This is a genomic window from Rhodoferax sp. (assembly GCF_028689295.1).
GTDB lineage: Bacteria > Pseudomonadota > Gammaproteobacteria > Burkholderiales > Burkholderiaceae_C > Rhodoferax.
The window spans coordinates 245026-263783 of record NZ_JAQTWL010000002.1; the positions used below are offsets into that span (position 1 = coordinate 245026).

Genomic DNA, 18758 nt, shown 5'->3' on the forward strand with positions numbered 1-18758 from the left:
AAATCAAGGCCAAGCCGAGAGCATGCGACAATACGCGGGCTTGCGGGGCTTCAGTTGCCTGCAAGACCAGCACCTTGCTGGGAACCCAGGTACTACACCGCGGTTCCATTTTTGATCCCATCTGCCTTTGACTGAACTGTCGCTACCCGCGCCAGAACAGGCCGATGCCCTGGCGCCCTGGATGGGGTGCACCTCTAAATGAAATTTGAAGAACTAAATCTGGCTCCGGCCATCATCAAAGCCGTGCTTGAGCAAGGCTACGAGACCCCCACGCCCATTCAGGCACAAGCCATTCCGGTGGTGCTGGCAGGCCTCGACCTGCTCGGCGGCGCCCAGACCGGCACCGGCAAAACGGCGGCCTTTGTGCTGCCCATGCTCAACAAGCTGATCGCATCAGAAGCACCGCGCAACAAGTTTGGTGGCATTGCCACCCGCGCTCTGGTGCTGACGCCGACACGCGAACTTGCCGCCCAGGTCGAGGAATCGGTGCAGACCTACGGCAAATATGTCGAACTCAGCTCGGCCGCCATTTTTGGCGGTGTCGGCATGAACCCGCAAATCAGCCGCATGAAAAAAGGCGTGGACATTCTGGTGGCCACCCCCGGGCGCCTGCTCGACCTGATGCAACAAGGCATGGTGGACCTGAGCCAGGTGCAGATCCTGGTGCTCGACGAGGCTGACCGCATGCTCGACATGGGCTTCATCCATGACGTGAAAAAAGTGCTGGCCGCCGTACCCAAACAAAAACAAAGCCTGCTGTTCTCGGCCACGTTCAGCGATGAGATCCGCGAACTCGCCGACACACTGCTGAAAAACCCGCAAAGCGTGCAGGTCACGCCGCGCAACACCACGGTGCAGCGCATCACCCAGCTGATTCACCCGGTGGGTCGTGGCAAAAAGAAGGCATTGCTGGCGCACATCATCCAGGAAAAAAACTGGAGCCAGGTGCTGGTGTTCACCCGCACCAAATTCGGCGCCAACAACGTCGCCGAATACCTAGAGAAAAATGGCATCACGGCCATGGCCCTGCACGGCAACAAAAGCCAGGCAGCGCGCACGCAGGCGCTGGCCGGCTTCAAGAGCGGCGACATGCGTGCCCTGGTGGCCACCGACATTGCCGCGCGCGGCATCGACATCGACGACCTGCCGCACGTGGTCAATTACGACATTCCCAATGTGACCGAAGATTACGTGCACCGCATTGGCCGCACCGGCCGCGCAGGCGCCGACGGCATGGCCGTGAACCTGGTAAGCCTGGACGAAGAAGGCTTCATGCAAGCCATCGAGCGCTATACCAAGCAGGACATTGCGGTGGAAATCATTCAGGAATTCATGCCCGAGCCGGGTGAGAAAGCCGAGCCCATCGCCATGGGCCGTCAAACCATCTGGGGCGGCGCCGGCAAACCACCGAGCCGCGATGTGATGCAGGCCGCGGCCAAAGCAGCACGCACTGAAATGCTGACCCGCGTGCGCGAGAGCAAAGGCCCGGGCGCAGCACGCAGCGGCGGCGGCGGCAGAGGCCCAGCACCAAGCGGCCGTGGTGGCAGCCGGGGTGGACGCAGTGGCGGCAGAAATTCTGCTGGCGCAAGCGCATCTTATGGCGGTGAAGCGCGCAGCAACAACACCAGTGATGACAATTTCGGCAACGCAGGCGCGGGCCGCGAAGCCGAGCCGCGCAGCCACTTGTCAGCCGCCGAGCAAGCCGTGCGCGGTCCGGGTCAGCGCCAGGCGCGCGGCTATGGCGGCGGCAATGGTGGTGGTTATGGCGGCCCGGTTGATGCTGGTGCCGGACCCTCGCGCTCAGGCGCTGGCGGCCAACCCGACCCGATGCGCACCAGTGTGGACATGATGGCTGACCGCGGCCCACGCCGTGGCGGTTTTGGCGGCGGCAACCGCAACGCTGGCGGTGGTGGCGGTGGTGGCGGTGGTGGTGGCGGTGGTTTTGGCAGCGGCGGCCGACCGGGTGGTGCCGGCAGGCCGGGCGGCAATCGCCCGCGCAATGCCAGCGGCACCCGCGGGCAGTCTGGTCGTTAAATTTTCTGTTGTATTCAGCCACGCAAAAACAGCGTGACCAGCGGCTCGGAGCCCAGCTGGCGGCTCCAGTGCCCGTGCCGTTGGTCGTCAAATTTCTGACCTGCTGGCAACAGGTCGGCTGAATAAAAATGCTCGCCCGGCTTGAAGATGCGGGAACTGCCATCGTGCAATCCGATCTCCATCTGCCCGCCCAAAATGAACACCCATTGCGGATCGGTGGTGCAGTGGTACGTGCTGCGAAACCCAACCGGGCTGGCGCGTAACTGGTAACCACCAGAGGGCATCAAGGCTGACAGCGCCGACTTGGGCGTGCCCTGGTCAAGCGGCACTGATTCCTCTTTGAAACGGGCCTGTCCGTCGCTGTCGGTAAATAAAATGACTTTGATAAAGTGGGGCATGCGGACTCCGTGCAAAATGACGACTTGATTATTGTCTGTAAAGACATGGCGCACAAAAATTTAAGGACCGCAAACCATGCGACTGCTGCACACCATGCTGCGCGTTGGCAACCTGCAACGTTCGATTGATTTCTACACCCAGGTGCTGGGCATGACGCTGCTGCGCACTTACGACAACCCAGAGTACAAGTACACGCTGGCCTTTGTCGGTTATGGCAGCAACCCGGAGCACGCCGAACTGGAGCTCACCTACAACTGGGGCGTGGACCACTACGAAATGGGGACGGCTTACGGCCACATTGCGCTGGCCGTACCGGATGCCTATGCGGCCTGCGACAAAATCCGTGCCAATGGCGGTAACGTGACACGCGAAGCCGGCCCGGTCAAGGGCGGCAGCACCGTGATTGCCTTTGTCACTGACCCCGATGGCTACAAGGTGGAATTGATCCAGCGACCGGAGTAGGTGGGCGGCACAGCCATTCGCGATCAACAAATTTTCGCCGACGCCGGAACGACTCCCGCATGATTGACCAGATCCAAGTCCGGCTGATGGACGGTGACAGTCCTTCACGGAGGAAAAAACAAAAGAACGCGCATTTGCAAAAATGACAATGTCTCCCAAATCAGCAAACACCATCCCTTTTCAGGTAAGCTGGAAATTGGGGGTATCGCTGACGATCTTTTTCCGCTTCACCGTGGCGGCCCTAAACAAGGCCCTGCTGATCACTCTGCCCCTGACCGCGTGCCAGCAACAAGCGGCGGACAAACCGCTGGAATACAGCACGGAGCCGGCCCATGTCGCGACACCGGTTTACCGGCTCGTCCCCCATCCCTTGTACAACCCGCAAACCCTCAGCAAGCTGTTCCAGCCGCTGGTGGATCACATCAACGGCAAATTGCAGGGCGGGCACCTGGAGCTGGAGGCCTCACGCGACTACCAGTCCTTTGAGCAAAAGTTCCTCACCCGCGAGGCCGAATTTTTGATGCCCAATCCGTGGCAAACCATTGAAGCCCAGAAAGTGGGCTACCAAGTGATGGCCATGTGGGGCGATGCGGAAAACTTCAAGGGCTTGCTGATCGTTCGCAAAGACAGCCCAGTCAAGACACCAGCCGACCTCAAGGGCAGGACCGTGAGTTATCCGTCATCCACGGCACTGGCCGCTGCCATCATGCCCCAGTATTTCTTGCACACACAAGGCATCAACGTCAACTCAGACATCCACAACATTTACGTCGGCTCACAGATGTCGTCCATCATGAATGTTTATCTGGGGCAAGTTGCCGCAGGCGCCACCTGGCCGCCGCCCTGGAACCTGTTCCAAAAAGAGCATCCCACAGAGGCGGCACAACTGAAAGTGATCTGGGAAACCCCGTCGCTGGTCAACAATTCCGTGATGGTGCGCAACGACGTTCCGGTCGCCATCAGTCAGCAGGTCAGACAAACCTTGCTCGACCTCACCGAAACACCCGAAGGCCAAAAAATACTGGCGGGCATGGAGACAGCACGTTTTCATGCGGCCAATGATGCCAATTACGACGTCGTTCGGACGTATATCAAGCGCTTCGAGACAGAAGTCCGCCCCATTAAGCAGCCATGATGTTTCATCGTCTTTACTATCTGCTGGCTGGCACCCTGCGCCGACAGCTCATCGTCGGCATGGCGGTGATACTGAGCATCACCATGTCGGCGTTTATCTGGGACCAGACCCGCCGGCAGCAATCGGTTCTGTTGGAGCAGCAAACCGATCAGGCCATGGTACTGGCACACAGCGTGGCCACCTCGGCCGCGGTATGGCTGATCTCACGGGATTACGGTGGCTTGCAGGACATTGTTCACAGCCTGAAGCCATATCCTGACGCGCAGTATGTCATTGTGCTTGATGTTCCCGGACGCGTGCTGGCGCACAGCGATCCCTCCCGGCGGGGTCTGTATTTGCATGATTTGCCGCCAACCGCAAAAGCCACCATGCTGCAACGCGGTACGAGCCAGGTCGACGTGGCCAGTCCCGTGGTGCTCTCCGGCAAACACATTGGCTGGGTCCGTGTTGGCCTGGGTACCCACGCGCTCAATGCCAAGCTGGCCAATACCATGCAGCGCGGGATCCTGGGGGGCATGAGCGGCATTGTCCTGAGCCTGGCGCTGGCGGCGCTCACCGGCCGATACCTGACGCGCCGCCTGCACGCCATTCAACGCGTGGCCGACGCCGTTCAGGCGGGCGATTCCGGCGCACGTGCCAAGGTCACCGGTGACGATGAGGCGGCGCAACTCGCCCGTCAATTCAACCACATGCTCGATAGCCTGGCGCAAAGGGAAACCGCCCTGCTCATGAGTGAGTCCCGCCTGCGCATCACCTTTGACATGGCACAGAACGCCGTGATTGGCATGGACGATCACGGTTTGATCGTCGAGTGGAACAAAAGCGCCGTATCCATCTTTGGCTGGTCCAAGAGCCAAGCCATCGGCCAGCCGCTGCATGACTTGATCATTACCGAACAACACCGGCAATCCCATCAAAAGGGACTGGCACGGTTTCTGGAGACGGGTGAAGAAAGGTTCAGCAACCGCAACGTCGAGATCACCGCGCTGCGCCGCAATGGTGAAGAGTTCCCGATCGAGTTGTCCGTCACCGCACTGAAGATCAACAACCGTCTGCAGTTCACGGCATTCATCACCGACATCTCGCAGCGCAAACAAGCCGAGGAACGGCAGCATCTGGCCGCCAGCGTGTTCACCCATGCACGTGAAGGCATCATTATTTCTGGCCTGAACGGAGCCATCATTGATGTGAATGATGCCTTCACGCGAATCACGGGCTACACGCGTGATGAGGTCATTGGCCAAAACCCGCGCATCATGAGTTCCGGCCGCCAAAGCAAGGTTTTTTATGTGCACCTCTGGAAGCAATTGGCCAGGAAAGGCCATTGGTATGGGGAAATCTGGAACCGGCGCAAAAACGGCGAGCTGTATGTCGAAATGCTCACCATCACCGCGGTCCATGATGCCGACCATCGAATCACCCACTACATTGGCTTGTTCTTCGACATCACGGCGGCCAAAGAACAGCAACAAAAACTCGACCACATTGCCCATTACGATGCCTTGACCAATTTGCCCAACCGCGTGTTGCTGGCCGACCGCTTGCAACAGGGCATGCTCCAGGAGCAACGGCGGGGCAAAAAGCTGGTGGTGGTCTTCCTCGATCTGGATGGCTTCAAATCCGTCAACGACAACTATGGTCATGAAACAGGCGACCAGTTGCTGATTGCCCTGGCCACGCGCCTGACACAGTGCCTGCGTGAAGGTGACACGCTGGCGCGTATCGGTGGTGATGAATTTGTCGCTGTTTTGGGCGAACTTGACGATGTCAATGCCAGCGTGCCCATACTCACGCGACTGCTCAATGTCGCGGCACAACCTCTGATGATCAATGGCTGCATGCTGCAGATTTCAGCCAGTCTGGGCGTCACTTACTACCCTCAGGCCCAGGAGGTCGAGGCGGACCAATTGCTGCGGCAGGCCGACCAGGCCATGTACCAGGTCAAGCAGTCCGGCAAAAACCGCTACAACTTTTTTGATGCCGAACAAGACAACGGCATCCGCAGCCACAACGAGAGCGTCGAGCGCGTTCGCCAGGCTCTGGCCAACGGTGAATTCATCCTGCATTACCAGCCCAAAGTGAATTTGCGCACCGGCGAAGTCATTGGCTGCGAGGCGCTGATCCGCTGGCAACACCCGCAAGCTGGACTGAAATCGCCGGCACGGTTCCTGCCCATCATTGAAAACCATCCCCTCTCGATTGAACTCGGGGAATGGGTGATTGCCAACGCCCTGACCCAGATGGCGCACTGGCAAGCTCAGGGGCTGTCCATCCCCGTCAGCGTCAACGTCGGCGCGCGTCAGTTGCAGCAGCCCAATTTTGTCTTTCGCCTGCAAGAGCTTCTGGCTGCCCAGCCCGCAATCAAGCCTTCGAGTCTGGAGATCGAAATTCTGGAAACCAGTGCTCTCGAAGACCTGGCACGGGTGTCCCAGGTGATTGAAGACTGCCGCGAGCTGGGCGTGAGTTTTGCCATGGATGACTTTGGCACCGGCTATTCTTCGTTGACCTATCTGCGCAGGCTGCACGTCAATCTGCTCAAGATTGACCAAAGTTTTGTCAGCGGCATGCTCAACAACGTGGACGATCTGGCCATCCTGCAGGGCATCATCGGGCTGGCCAAATCCTTCCAGCGCGAAGTCATTGCCGAAGGCGTTGAAACCGTGGCCCATGGCACGCTGCTACTGCAGCTGGGTTGCGAGCAAGCCCAAGGCTACGGCATCGCCAAACCCATGCCAGCCCATGAACTACCGGACTGGATCAGCCATTGGAAACCGTATGCAGCCTGGAACCGGCAAACGCCAATTCCTGCCAACAACATCTCGCTGCTGTACGCACAGATCGAACACCGCAACTGGATCACCTCGCTCAAGAGCCACCTTCTGGGAGAGCGTCCGGTGCCACCACCACTGGAGCGCAACCAATGCCAATTCGGGCAATGGCTCTACCAGGACGGCCTGCGGCAGTACGGCACGCTGCCCCAGTTTGTGACCATCGAGCAGTTACATCAACAGATTCACGATCTGGGTATGGAACTGGTGCAGCTTCAAAGGCGGGGGCAAAATGCCCAGGCACGGTCCAGGCTACCTGAACTTGAAGCCCTGCGCGACACCTTCTTGAGTCAACTCGACCAACTGGCCCAGACCGGTCAAACGGGCTGATTTTTTGACCCTGTTTCCGCTTGAGACAAGCGCCTGCAACATGCATGGCAAATCGCCAGCATGGCACACTAGCTGTGCAAAGCCCGGGTTTCGCTCGCCAGCCGAGTCACCCGGCCCCAGTCACCCTGCTCGGCGGTGCTGGACGGCACCAGCCATGAACCGCCGACGCAGATCACGTTCTTCAAAGCCAAAAAATCCGGCGCGTTTTGCAGGGTAATGCCGCCAGTAGGGCAAAATCTGACGTCAAAAAATGGCCCGGCCCAAGCCTTGAGCATGGCCACGCCACCAGCTTGCACGGCAGGAAAAAACTTGAGTTCGGTGAAGCCGTCTTCGCAAGCGGCCATGATCTCGCCGCCGGTCGCCACACCCGGCAGCAAAGCCAAACCCATGTCACGGCAGGCCTGGCCCACGGCTGAGGTATAGCCCGGGCTCACCGCAAAGCGCACCCCGGCATTGGCCGCCGCTTGTGCGTCGGCGCGGCTGCGCACAGTACCGGCACCGACCACCGCCTCGGGCACGTCGCGGGCAATGGCCTCGATGCAGGCCAGCGCCTGCGGCGTGCGCAGCGTGACTTCGAGCATGCGAATGCCGCCCGCCAACAAGGCGCGCGCCATCGGCACCGCGTGCGCCACGTCGTTAAGCACAATCACCGGAATCACCGGGGCATCTTGCATGACCTGCAAGGCGGTCAAAGAAGTTTGAGTTGTCATGTGATCTTTCAGGAAAATGTGTAGCCGTTAGCACGAGCCGCCGCAATCCATCCGTCCGGTCAAATCCAGCTGCAAGCGCCCTCTTCGGCGCTCAGGGCGTTGCGGCGCATGCTGGCAAACAGCTCACGGCCCATGCCCAGACCGTTGGCCTGGCGCAGCGCATCCGGCATGGGTAAGGCGTCACGGGCGGCCCATTCGGCATCCGGCAGCAACACCTGCAGTGTGCCATCATTGGCATCGAGGCGGATCACATCACCGTCACGCACACGGGCCAGCGGACCGCCGGCAGCGGCTTCTGGTGACACATGAATGGCAGCAGGCACCTTGCCCGAGGCGCCACTCATGCGGCCATCGGTGACCAGTGCCACCCGGTAGCCCTTGCCCTGCAGCACGGCCAACGGTGGCGTGAGCTTGTGCAGCTCGGGCATGCCGTTGGCCTGCGGACCCTGCCAGCGCACCACGCAGATCAGGTCACGGTTGAGTTCGTCGGCGGCAAAAGCCTGGTGCAAGGCCTCCTGCGAGTCGAATACCCGGCACGGTGCCTCGATCACATGGCGGTCGTCAGGCACCGCCGAAATCTTGATCACGCTGCGCCCCAGGTTGCCCTGCAGCAGTTTCAGTCCGCCGCTGGGGCTGAACGGGCTGCTTGCCGGGCGCACCACCGATTCGTCCTGACTGGCCGCGGCGATGTCCCACTGCAGGCGGCCATCTTCAGCCGCATGTGGAATGCCGGTGTACTCGCGCAAGCCCCCGGCCCGGTTGGTCAGCACATCGGCGTGCATGTAGCCGCCATCGAGCAGTTCGCGGATGATGAAGCCGGGGCCACCGGCCACCTGGAACTGATTGACGTCGGCACTGCCATTGGGATAGACGCGGCTGAGCAGCGGCACCACATCGGAAAGAGCCGAAAAATCATTCCAGTCGATCACAATGCCGGCGGCACGCGCCACCGCCACCCAGTGGATCAGGTGGTTGGTGGAACCGCCCGTGGCGAGCAAGGCGACCATGGCGTTGACGATGCAGCGCGCATCGACCACCCGGCCAAGCGGCGGACATTTGAAATCAGCACTGCCCAGCACGGTGCGCAAGGCTTCGCGTGTCAATTCATCACGCACCAATGTGCCAGGATTGATGAACGCTGTGCCGGGCACATGCAAACCCATGGCTTCGAGCAGCATCTGGTTGCTGTTGGCTGTGCCGTAAAAAGTGCAAGTGCCGGGGCTGTGATAGGCTGCTGATTCGGCTGCACACAGCTCGGCCCGCCCCACCAGCCCTTGCGCGGCTTGCTCCCGAACCCTGGATTTTTCGCTGTTGGACAAACCTGAGGTCATGGGCCCGGCCGGCACAAACACGGTGGGCAAGTGGCCAAACTGCAGCGCACCGATCAGCAGGCCGGGCACGATCTTGTCGCACACGCCCAGCATCAGCACGCCGGAAAACACGTCGTGACTCAGCGACACCGCCGTGGCCATGGCGATCACGTCACGCGAAAACAGGCTCAGCTCCATGCCCGGTGTGCCCTGCGTGACGCCGTCGCACATGGCCGGAACGCCGCCCGCCACCTGGGCCGTGGCACCATGTTTGCGCGCCTCGGTCTTGATCAAATCCGGGTAATGCTGGAATGGTGCATGTGCCGACAGCATGTCGTTGTAGGCGGTGACGATGCCGATGTTGGGCGCTTTCTCTGCCACCACGCGCAGTTTGTCGTTGCCTGGCAAGGCGGCAAACGCGTGCGCCACGTTGGCACAGCCCAAGCGCTGGGCGCCCGGCGGGCGCTGCAAGGCGGCATCCAGTCGCGCCATATAGGCGCTACGGGTGGGTAAGCTGCGCTGGGCGATGCGTTGGGTAACATGGGCGACAGTGGCGTGAAGTTTCATGGTTTCCATAATTTTTGGTAACTAAATTACAGTCGCGATGTTACCCGCTAATTGGAAGCCGACCGGTCGCTCAAGCTACCAATACGCAATATGGCCGCAGGCCGCTTCCGAGTGAATTCCCTATACTCCCGGCATGACCCACATTGCCGACCTCCGCAAAAGCTACGAACGCGCCGAACTCAACGAAGACGCCTCTCATGCCGACCCTCTGAAGCAGTTCGAGCAGTGGCTCAAGGAAGCCATTGCCGCCGAAGTGCCAGAGCCCAACGCCATGACTGTGGCCACCGTGGCCGGCAACCTGCGCCCAAGCACGCGCGTGGTGCTGATCAAGGGCTACGACGAGCGCGGCATCACCTGGTTTACCAACTACGACAGCCGCAAGGGCCAGGAACTGGCGGGCAACCCCTATGCCGCACTGCAGTTTCACTGGGTCGAACTGGAGCGCGTGGTGCGCATCGAGGGTCTTGTGGAAAAGGTCAGTGCCGAGGAAAGCGACGCCTACTTCCATAGCCGCCCGCTGGACTCGCGCATTGGCGCCTGGGCCAGCCCGCAAAGCCAGGTGATCTCGGGCCGCGGCGTGCTCGTGGCCAATGCGGCCAGGTACGGTGCCCAATTTTTATTGAATCCGCCCCGGCCACCACATTGGGGCGGCTACCGGCTCAAGCCCGACAACTGGCAATTCTGGCAGGGGCGCAAAAGCCGCTTGCACGACCGGCTGCGGTATAGCCCGAAGCCTTCATCTGACGGGCGTGAACAATTGTGGCTGCGGGAGCGTTTGGCGCCCTGAAATTGGCCGTCACCCCAAGCATCCCCTATCATTTGCGTGCCGGGCACTGCCCGCATCGAGTATTCATGCCAACCACCACCCACCCATCCCTTGTTGAATTGCGCAACCTGAGCTTCGGCTATGGGGATCGCGCCGTGCTGGACGACGTTTCGCTACGCATCCCCAGGGGCCAGGTCACGGCGCTCATTGGTCCGATGGGTGGCGGCAAGACCACCACGCTGCGCCTGATGGGCGGCCAGAGCCGCGCATGGTCGGGGCAAATGCTGTTCGACGGACAGGATTTGGGTCCCATGGACCAGCAGCGGCTCTATGCCGTGCGGCGGCGCATGGGCATGTTGTTTCAGTTCGGCGCCTTGTTTGCCGACATGAGCGTGTTCGAGAACGTGGCCTTCCCGCTGCGCGAACATACCGATTTGCCCGAGGCACTGATTCGCGACATCGTCCTGATGAAGCTCAACGCGGTGGGCCTGCGCAACGCGCGCGACCTGATGCCCAGCGAAGTGTCGGGCGGCATGGCCAAGCGGATCGGCATCGCGCGTGCGATTGCACTGGACCCCGAACTGGTGATGTACGACGAGCCTTTTTCAGGCCTCGATCCGATTTCGCTGCATGTCGCCGCGCGGCTGATTCGCCAGCTCAACGACTCGATGGGGCTGACCAGTATTTTTGTCTCGCATGAACTGACCCAAACCCTCGAAATTGCCGACCATGTGGTCATTCTCGACCGGGGAAAGGTCGCGTTCCAGGGCACGGTGAATGAGGTGCGCGCCAGTACCGATCCGCTGGTGTTCCAGTATGTGAATGAACGCCCGGATGGCCCGGTGCGGTTTCACTACCCTGCTGTCCCCATTGAAAAAGATTTCGGCGTTCCCAGCCATGCCTGACTAACGCCTGGTGACTCCGACTAGTTCTCCCGAACTACCCCCCTGCCCCGCCGTCTAGTTCCACAAACCCGTACTGCCTGTACTTCAGAGGGATACCGCCAAAAGTCTGTCAAAACTACAGTCGTGTCACATCAAAACAGGAGTTTGTGACATGACCGATAACAAGCATTCGAGCGTTGACATTGCCGACTGGCGTCCCGAAGACAACGATTTTTGGGAAAGCAAGGGCAAGCATATTGCCAACCGCAACCTCTGGATTTCCATCCCCAACCTGCTGGTGGCGTTTGCGGTCTGGGCGATGTGGGGCATCATCACCGTGCAGATGTTGAACCTCGGCTTTCCATTCAAGCCGGCGGAAATGTTCACGCTAACAGCCATTGCCGGCCTGATGGGCGCCACCTTCCGCATCCCGGCCTCGTTTTTCATCCGGCTTTCGGGCGGGCGCAACACCATCTTCCTGACCTCGGCGCTGCTGATGATTCCGGCGGTGTGGACCGGCATTGCGCTGCAGGACTCCAGCACGCCCTTGTGGGTGTTCCAGGCCTGCGCTTTCCTGAGCGGCATCGGTGGCGGCAACTTTGCCTGTTCGATGTCAAACATTTCAGGCTTTTACCCCAAGCGCCTGCAGGGCACCGGCCTTGGGCTGAACGCCGGTCTGGGCAACTTTGGAGTGACCACCATGCAGGTGCTCATTCCCCTGGTCATGACCGTGGGCCTGTTTGGTGCTGTCGGCGGCGGCTCGATGGTGCTGACCAAGGACAGTGGCTGGATCATGGGCAAGATTCTGGCCGGAACACCCACCTTCATTCAAAACGCCGGCTTCATCTGGGCGGCGATTCTGTTGCCGCTGGTGGTGGCCGCCTGGTTCGGCATGAACAACCTGCTGCCGCTCTCGCCCAACTACGGCGGCACCTTTGCCGCATTTGCCAAGATCCTGTACCTGTGGGGCATCACCTGCCTCATTGGCGGCTTGGGGCTTTACCTGTACTTGCCAGCACCAACAGGCCTGGGCTTGTTGAACATGTGGATCGCGCTGCCGCTGACCATCGTGGCCACCCTGATGGCCATGAAACTGGCGGCATTTGGCGAGATGAAGGGCAATATCGCCAAGCAGTTCGAGATTTTCAGGAACAAGCACACCTGGTCGTTGACGCTGCTGTACCTGGTGACCTTCGGCTCATTCATCGGCTTTTCGATGGCGCTGCCGCTGTCGATCTCGGTCATCTTCGGCATCAGCCACGCGCCCGATGCCGCCGGTGTCATGCAGCACACGCTGAAGAACCCCAACGCGCCGTCTGCCCTGACCTACGCTTGGATCGGCCCGTTTGTCGGCGCCCTGATTCGCCCGGTGGGTGGCTGGATTGCCGACAAGGTCGGCGGCTCCATCGTCACACAAATCATCTCGGCCATCATGGTCATGGCCTCGGGTGGTGTCGGCTACATGATGATGCTGGCCTACGGTTCGGCTACGCCCGAGCAGTATTTCTCGACTTTCATGTGGCTGTTTGTGCTGTTGTTTGCCGCCAGCGGCATTGGCAACGGCTCCACCTTCCGCACCGTGGGCGTGATCTTTGACCGCCAGCAAGCCGGCCCGGTGCTGGGCTGGACCTCGGCTGTAGCGGCTTATGGCGCCTTCATCGCGCCGGTGGTGATCGGCCAGCAGATCAAGGCCGGCACGCCACAGATCGCCATGTACGGCTTTGCCATCTTCTACGCCCTGTGCCTGATCCTGAACTGGTGGTTCTATTTGCGCAGCGGGTCGGAGATCAAAAACCCGTGACCTGCCTGGCCGTCATTGCTGGCTGCAGCGCGGCACTCCATACCTCCTGAAGTCATGGATCGCCACGTCGCTTCGCTCCTCGCGATGACGGGAAATTTTTCAAATCAATTTTTACAGAGGTAACCCATGAGCCACTTTCTGGATCGACTCACTTATTTCTCGCAACCCAAAGAAGCCTTCTCAGGCGAGCACGGCGTCACCACCGGTGAAGACCGCACCTGGGAAAACGCTTACCGCGACCGTTGGGCGCACGACAAGATCGTGCGCTCAACCCACGGCGTGAACTGCACGGGCTCCTGCTCCTGGAAGATTTATGTCAAGGGCGGCATCGTCACCTGGGAAACACAGCAGACCGATTACCCACGCACCCGCTGGGACATGCCCAACCACGAACCGCGTGGTTGTGCCCGCGGTGCCAGCTACAGCTGGTATTTGTACAGCGCCAACCGGGTCAAGTACCCAATGGTGCGTAGCGGCTTGCTCAAGCTCTGGCGCGAAGCCCGTCAAACCCAGGCTCCGGTCGAGGCCTGGGCATCGATTGCACTGGACGATACCAAGCGCAAGAGCTACCAGACCCAGCGCGGCATGGGCGGCTTTGTGCGCTCCAGCTGGGACGAGGTCAATGAAATGGTGGCTGCAGCCAATGTGTTCACCATCAAGCAATACGGGCCCGACCGCATCATCGGTTTCTCGCCCATTCCGGCCATGTCGATGGTGTCGTATGCCGCAGGCAGCCGCTACCTGGGTTTGATTGGCGGCGTGCCCATCAGCTTTTACGACTGGTATTGCGACTTGCCACCCGCCAGTCCGCAGATCTGGGGCGAGCAAACCGACGTGCCCGAGTCGGCCGACTGGTACAACTCGTCGTACATCATCGCCTGGGGTTCCAACGTGCCGCAAACGCGCACGCCCGATGCCCACTTCTTCACTGAAGTGCGCTACAAAGGCACCAAGACCGTGGCCGTCACGCCAGACTACTCTGAAGTGGCCAAGCTGTCCGACATCTGGATGAAGCCCAAGCAAGGCACGGATGCGGCCGTGGCCATGGCCATGGGCCACGTCATCCTGAAAGAGTTCTATTTCCCTGATGGCGGCAAGCCGCGCAGCGAGTACTTTGACAACTACGTGCGCCGTTATACCGACATGCCCATGCTGGTCATACTGAAAGAAAAGCTATTGTCCAGCGGTGAAACCGTCATGGTGCCAGACCGTTATGTACGCGCCTCCGACTTCAATGGCAAGCTTGGCGCGGCCAACAACCCGGAGTGGAAAACCGTCGCGCTGGACATGAGCGGCAAAGTGGTGCTACCCAACGGCGCGATTGGTTTCCGCTGGGGCGCAGACGGCCGTGCTGACCAAGGTCAATGGAACCTGGAAGCCAAAGAAGCCCGCCATGGCACCGAAGTCAAGCTGAAATTGACCGTGATGGAGGGTGATGAGGCCAGCAGCGAAACCGCCAAGGTGGGTTTCCCGTACTTTGGCGGCATCGTCTCCGAACACTTCCCCAATAATGCATCAGGTGACGCTGCCAACAATGTACTGGTGCGCACCGTACCGGTGCAACGCATCTTCCTGGGTAAGGAAGGCGACAAGCGCGAAGCCCTGGTGGCCACCGTGTTTGACCTGCAAGTGGCCAACTACGGCGTGGCGCGTGGATTGAGTGGCGAAATGGCCGCCAAGGACTTTAACGACGACACCCCTTACACCCCGGCCTGGCAGGAACGCATCACCGGCACGCCACGCGAGCAGCTCATCACCGTGGCGCGCCAGTTTGCCGACAACGCCGACAAGACGCACGGCAAGTCGATGGTGATCATCGGCGCGGCCATGAACCACTGGTTCCATGCCGACATGAACTACCGCGGCGTCATCAACATGCTGATGATGTGCGGCTGTATTGGCCAAAGTGGTGGTGGCTGGGCACACTATGTGGGCCAGGAAAAATTGCGTCCACAAACCGGCTGGACCGCGCTGGCCTTTGCGCTGGACTGGATTCGTCCGCCCCGGCAGATGAACGGCACCAGCTTCTTCTATGCGCACACCGACCAGTGGCGCTATGAAACCGTGGGCGTGGACGAAATTCTTTCGCCGTTGGCTGACAAGGCCAAATTTGGCGGCAGCATGATCGACTACAACGTGCGTGCAGAACGCATGGGCTGGCTGCCCAGCGCACCGCAGCTCAAGACGAACCCGCTCGAAGTGGTTCGTGCGGCGACTGCGGCCAACATGGAGCCCAAGGATTACCTGATCAAGGGCTTGAAAGACGGCAGCCAGACCATGAGCTGCGAAGACCCCGACCACCCCAACAACTGGCCGCGCAACCTGTTTGTCTGGCGCTCCAACATCCTGGGCTCCAGCGGCAAAGGGCACGAGTACTTTTTGAAGCACCTGCTTGGCACCAAACATGGCGTGCAAGGCAAGGACCTGGGCTTGGACGACGCCCGTCCCAAGGAAGTGGTCTGGCACGACAAAGCCCCCGAGGGCAAACTTGATCTGGTGGTCACGCTGGACTTCCGCATGAGCACCACCTGCCTGTACAGCGACATTGTGTTGCCGTCAGCCACCTGGTACGAAAAAAACGACATGAACACCAGCGACATGCACCCGTTCATTCACCCGCTGTCCGCCGCGGTGGACCCGGCCTGGCAGTCGCGCAGTGATTGGGAAATCTACAAAGGTTTTGCCAAGAAGTTCAGCGAGATCTGCGTCGGTCATCTGGGCGTAGAGCGCGAGATGGTGCTCACCCCCATCATGCACGACACCCCAGCCGAAATGGCACAACCGTTTGGCGTGCAAGAGTGGAAAAAGGGTGAGATCGACCTGATCCCCGGCAAGACCGCTCCCAGCTTCACCGTGGTGGAGCGTGACTACCCCAATGTTTACAAGCGCTTCACCGCTGTAGGCCCGCTGATGAACAAGGTCGGCAATGGCGGCAAGGGCATCAGCTGGGACACCAAGATTGAAGTCACGCAACTCGGCCAGCTCAATGGCCTGGTGACCGACACTGGTGTGACCTGCGGCATGCCCAAGATCGAGACCGACATCGATGCCTGCGAAGTGATCCTGCAGCTAGCCCCAGAGACCAATGGCCACGTGGCCGTGAAGGCTTGGGAAGCCCTTGGCAAACAAACCGGGCTGGACCACACTCACCTGGCGCTTCACCGCGAGGACGAAAAAATCCGCTTCCGCGACATTCAGGCGCAGCCCCGCAAGATCATCAGCTCGCCCACCTGGAGCGGCATTGAGAGCGAGACCGTGTCGTACAACGCCGGTTACACCAACGTGCACGAGATGATCCCATGGCGCACCCTGACCGGTCGTCAGCAGTTCTACATGGACCACCCGTGGATGACCGCGTTTGGCGAAGGTTTCTCCAGCTACCGTCCTCCGGTGGACCTGAAGACCACCCACGCCATGCAGGACCGCAAGCCCAATGGCAACAAAGAGATTGCGCTGAACTTCATCACACCGCACCAGAAGTGGGGCATTCACAGCACCTACAGCGACAACCTGCACATGCTGACCCTGAGCCGTGGCGGCCCGATCGTCTGGATCAGCGAAGACGACGCCAAAGCCGCTGGCATTGAAGACAACGACTGGATTGAACTCTTTAACCTCAACGGTGCCCTGACCGCGCGTGCCGTGGTCAGCCAGCGCGTACGCAACGGCATGTGCTTGATGTACCACGCCCAGGAAAAGCTGGTGAACATGCCAGGCTCGGAGATCACGGGTGGTCGTGGCGGCATCCACAACTCGGTCACCCGCATTGTGCTCAAGCCCACGCACATGATTGGCGGCTACGCCCAGTTCAGCTACGGTTTCAACTACTACGGAACCATCGGCACCAACCGCGACGAATTTGTGGTGTTACGCAAGATGGCCAAGGTGGACTGGCTGGATGACGAAGGCTCGGCTACTTCAACCACAGCCACCCACATTTAATCAGTTTGAGGACAGAGTTGGCGACTGCGTCGCTGCGGTCTGTCCCGCAAAACATAGGAGTTACACATGAAAATTCGCGCACAAATCGGCATGGTGCTCAACCTGGACAAATGCATTGGTTGCCACACCTGCTCGGTCACCTGCAAAAATGTCTGGACCAGCCGCCCCGGCATGGAATACGCCTGGTTCAACAACGTTGAGACCAAGCCCGGCATCGGCTACCCGAAAGAATGGGAAAACCAGGACAAGTGGAACGGTGGCTGGACACGCAAGGCCGACGGCAAGATCGAGCCACGCCAGGGCGCCAAGTGGAAACTGCTCATGCGCATCTTCGCCAACCCGAACCTGCCGCAAATTGACGACTACTACGAACCCTTCACCTTTGACTATGCGCACCTGCAAAGCGCACCTGCCGGCAACAACGTACCCACCGCCCGGCCACGCAGCCTGATCACCGGTCAGCGCATGGAAAAAATTGAATGGGGACCGAACTGGGAAGAAATTCTGGGCGGCGAGTTTGCCAAACGCAGCAAGGACAAAAACTTTGATGACATCCAGAAGGACATCTACGGCCAGTTCGAAAACACCTTCATGATGTACCTGCCGCGCCTGTGTGAGCACTGCCTGAACCCAGCATGTGTGGCCAGCTGCCCGTCAGGCTCGATCTACAAGCGCGAGGAAGACGGCATTGTGCTGATCGACCAGGACAAATGCCGCGGCTGGCGCATGTGCATCAGCGGCTGTCCGTACAAAAAGATTTACTACAACTGGAAGAGTGGCAAGGCCGAAAAATGCATTTTCTGCTACCCGCGCATCGAGGCCGGTCAACCTACCGTGTGCAGTGAAACCTGCGTCGGCCGGATTCGCTATCTGGGCGTGCTGCTGTACGACGCCGACCGCATCCAGCAAGCCGCGAGTGTGGAGCATGACCGCGATCTGTACCAGGCACAACTCGACATCTTCCTGGACCCCAATGACCCCAAGGTGATTGAGCAAGCCCGCCTTGACGGCATTCCGGACAAGTGGATGGATGCCGCCCGTAACAGCCCGGTTTACAAGATGGCGGTGCAGTGGAAAGTGGCTCTGCCCCTGCACCCAGAGTACCGCACGCTGCCGATGGTCTGGTATGTGCCGCCGCTCTCGCCTATCAGCGCCGCCGCCAACGCCGGCCAGATCGGCACCAACGGCGTGATTCCAGACGTGAAGCAACTGCGCATTCCGGTCAAGTACCTGGCCAACCTGCTAACCGCCGGTGACACCATGCCGGTGGAACGCGCGCTGGAGCGCATGCTGGCCATGCGCGCCTACCAGCGCGAAAAGCATGTGGATGGCCGCATCAACACGACTGCGCTGGAGCAGGTGCAAATGACCCAACTGGAAGTTGAAGAGATGTACCACGTGATGGCCATTGCCAATTACGAGGACCGCTTTGTCATCCCCAGCACGCATCGCGAGTACGCCGAAAACACCTTCGACGTACGCGGCGGCTGTGGCTTCTCGTTCGGCAACGGCTGCTCGGATGGCGCCAGTGAAACCAGTCTGTTTGGTGGCACCAAACACCGCACCATCCCGATTCAGGCAGAGGCTTAA

At 60.1% G+C, this 18758-nt stretch carries 12 protein-coding genes; 9 read left to right on the top strand and 3 right to left on the bottom strand.

Annotation, left to right across the window (positions count from 1 at the left end; translation table 11 throughout):
* The first annotated feature begins 198 nt into the window (after positions 1-198).
* Positions 199-2034, top strand: coding sequence for a DEAD/DEAH box helicase (locus PHF15_RS03470; protein ID WP_300118967.1), 1836 nt, complete (start codon positions 199-201; stop codon positions 2032-2034).
* Positions 2035-2048: 14 nt separating this feature from the next.
* Here PHF15_RS03470 and PHF15_RS03475 read toward each other — a convergent pair whose 3' ends face one another.
* A complete protein-coding gene (locus PHF15_RS03475; RefSeq protein WP_300118968.1) occupies positions 2049-2432 on the bottom strand; it encodes a hypothetical protein in 384 nt (127 codons plus the stop codon).
* Between the two features lie 76 nt (positions 2433-2508).
* On the opposite strand from PHF15_RS03475, the gene gloA reads away from it, so the two are divergent.
* From gloA to PHF15_RS03490, 3 genes are all read left to right on the top strand, one after another.
* Positions 2509-2895: a lactoylglutathione lyase gene (gloA, locus tag PHF15_RS03480; protein ID WP_300118969.1), complete on the top strand. Its 387-nt coding sequence runs from the start codon at positions 2509-2511 to the stop codon at positions 2893-2895.
* 232 nt (positions 2896-3127) lie between these two features.
* On the top strand, positions 3128-4030 hold the full coding sequence (locus tag PHF15_RS03485) for a phosphate/phosphite/phosphonate ABC transporter substrate-binding protein (protein WP_300118971.1): 903 nt from the start codon (positions 3128-3130) through the stop codon (positions 4028-4030).
* Entirely contained in the window at positions 4030-7188 is a 3159-nt protein-coding gene (locus PHF15_RS03490; RefSeq protein WP_300118973.1) for an EAL domain-containing protein, read from the top strand. The genes PHF15_RS03485 and PHF15_RS03490 overlap by 1 nt, the downstream gene beginning before the upstream one ends.
* A 68-nt stretch (positions 7189-7256) precedes the next feature.
* Here PHF15_RS03490 and eda read toward each other — a convergent pair whose 3' ends face one another.
* Together eda and edd are read right to left on the bottom strand one after the other, a co-directional pair.
* A complete protein-coding gene (eda, locus tag PHF15_RS03495; RefSeq protein WP_300118975.1) occupies positions 7257-7898 on the bottom strand; it encodes a bifunctional 4-hydroxy-2-oxoglutarate aldolase/2-dehydro-3-deoxy-phosphogluconate aldolase in 642 nt (213 codons plus the stop codon).
* A 59-nt stretch (positions 7899-7957) separates the two neighbouring features.
* Positions 7958-9775, bottom strand: coding sequence for a phosphogluconate dehydratase (edd, locus tag PHF15_RS03500; RefSeq protein WP_300118976.1), 1818 nt, complete (start codon positions 9773-9775; stop codon positions 7958-7960).
* A 133-nt stretch (positions 9776-9908) separates the two neighbouring features.
* Between edd and pdxH the strand changes: the two genes are divergently transcribed.
* From pdxH to narH, 5 genes are all read left to right on the top strand, one after another.
* Positions 9909-10562 (top strand): pyridoxamine 5'-phosphate oxidase, encoded by a 654-nt coding sequence (gene pdxH, locus PHF15_RS03505; protein ID WP_300118977.1) that lies wholly within the window; start codon positions 9909-9911, stop codon positions 10560-10562.
* 65 nt (positions 10563-10627) lie between these two features.
* Positions 10628-11446 (top strand): ABC transporter ATP-binding protein, encoded by an 819-nt coding sequence (locus PHF15_RS03510; protein ID WP_300118978.1) that lies wholly within the window; start codon positions 10628-10630, stop codon positions 11444-11446.
* 151 nt (positions 11447-11597) lie between these two features.
* Entirely contained in the window at positions 11598-13226 is a 1629-nt protein-coding gene (locus PHF15_RS03515; RefSeq protein ID WP_300118980.1) for an antiporter, read from the top strand.
* 126 nt (positions 13227-13352) lie between these two features.
* Positions 13353-17168: a nitrate reductase subunit alpha gene (locus PHF15_RS03520; protein WP_300118982.1), complete on the top strand. Its 3816-nt coding sequence runs from the start codon at positions 13353-13355 to the stop codon at positions 17166-17168.
* 66 nt (positions 17169-17234) lie between these two features.
* Positions 17235-18758, top strand: coding sequence for a nitrate reductase subunit beta (gene narH / locus PHF15_RS03525; RefSeq protein ID WP_300118983.1), 1524 nt, complete (start codon positions 17235-17237; stop codon positions 18756-18758).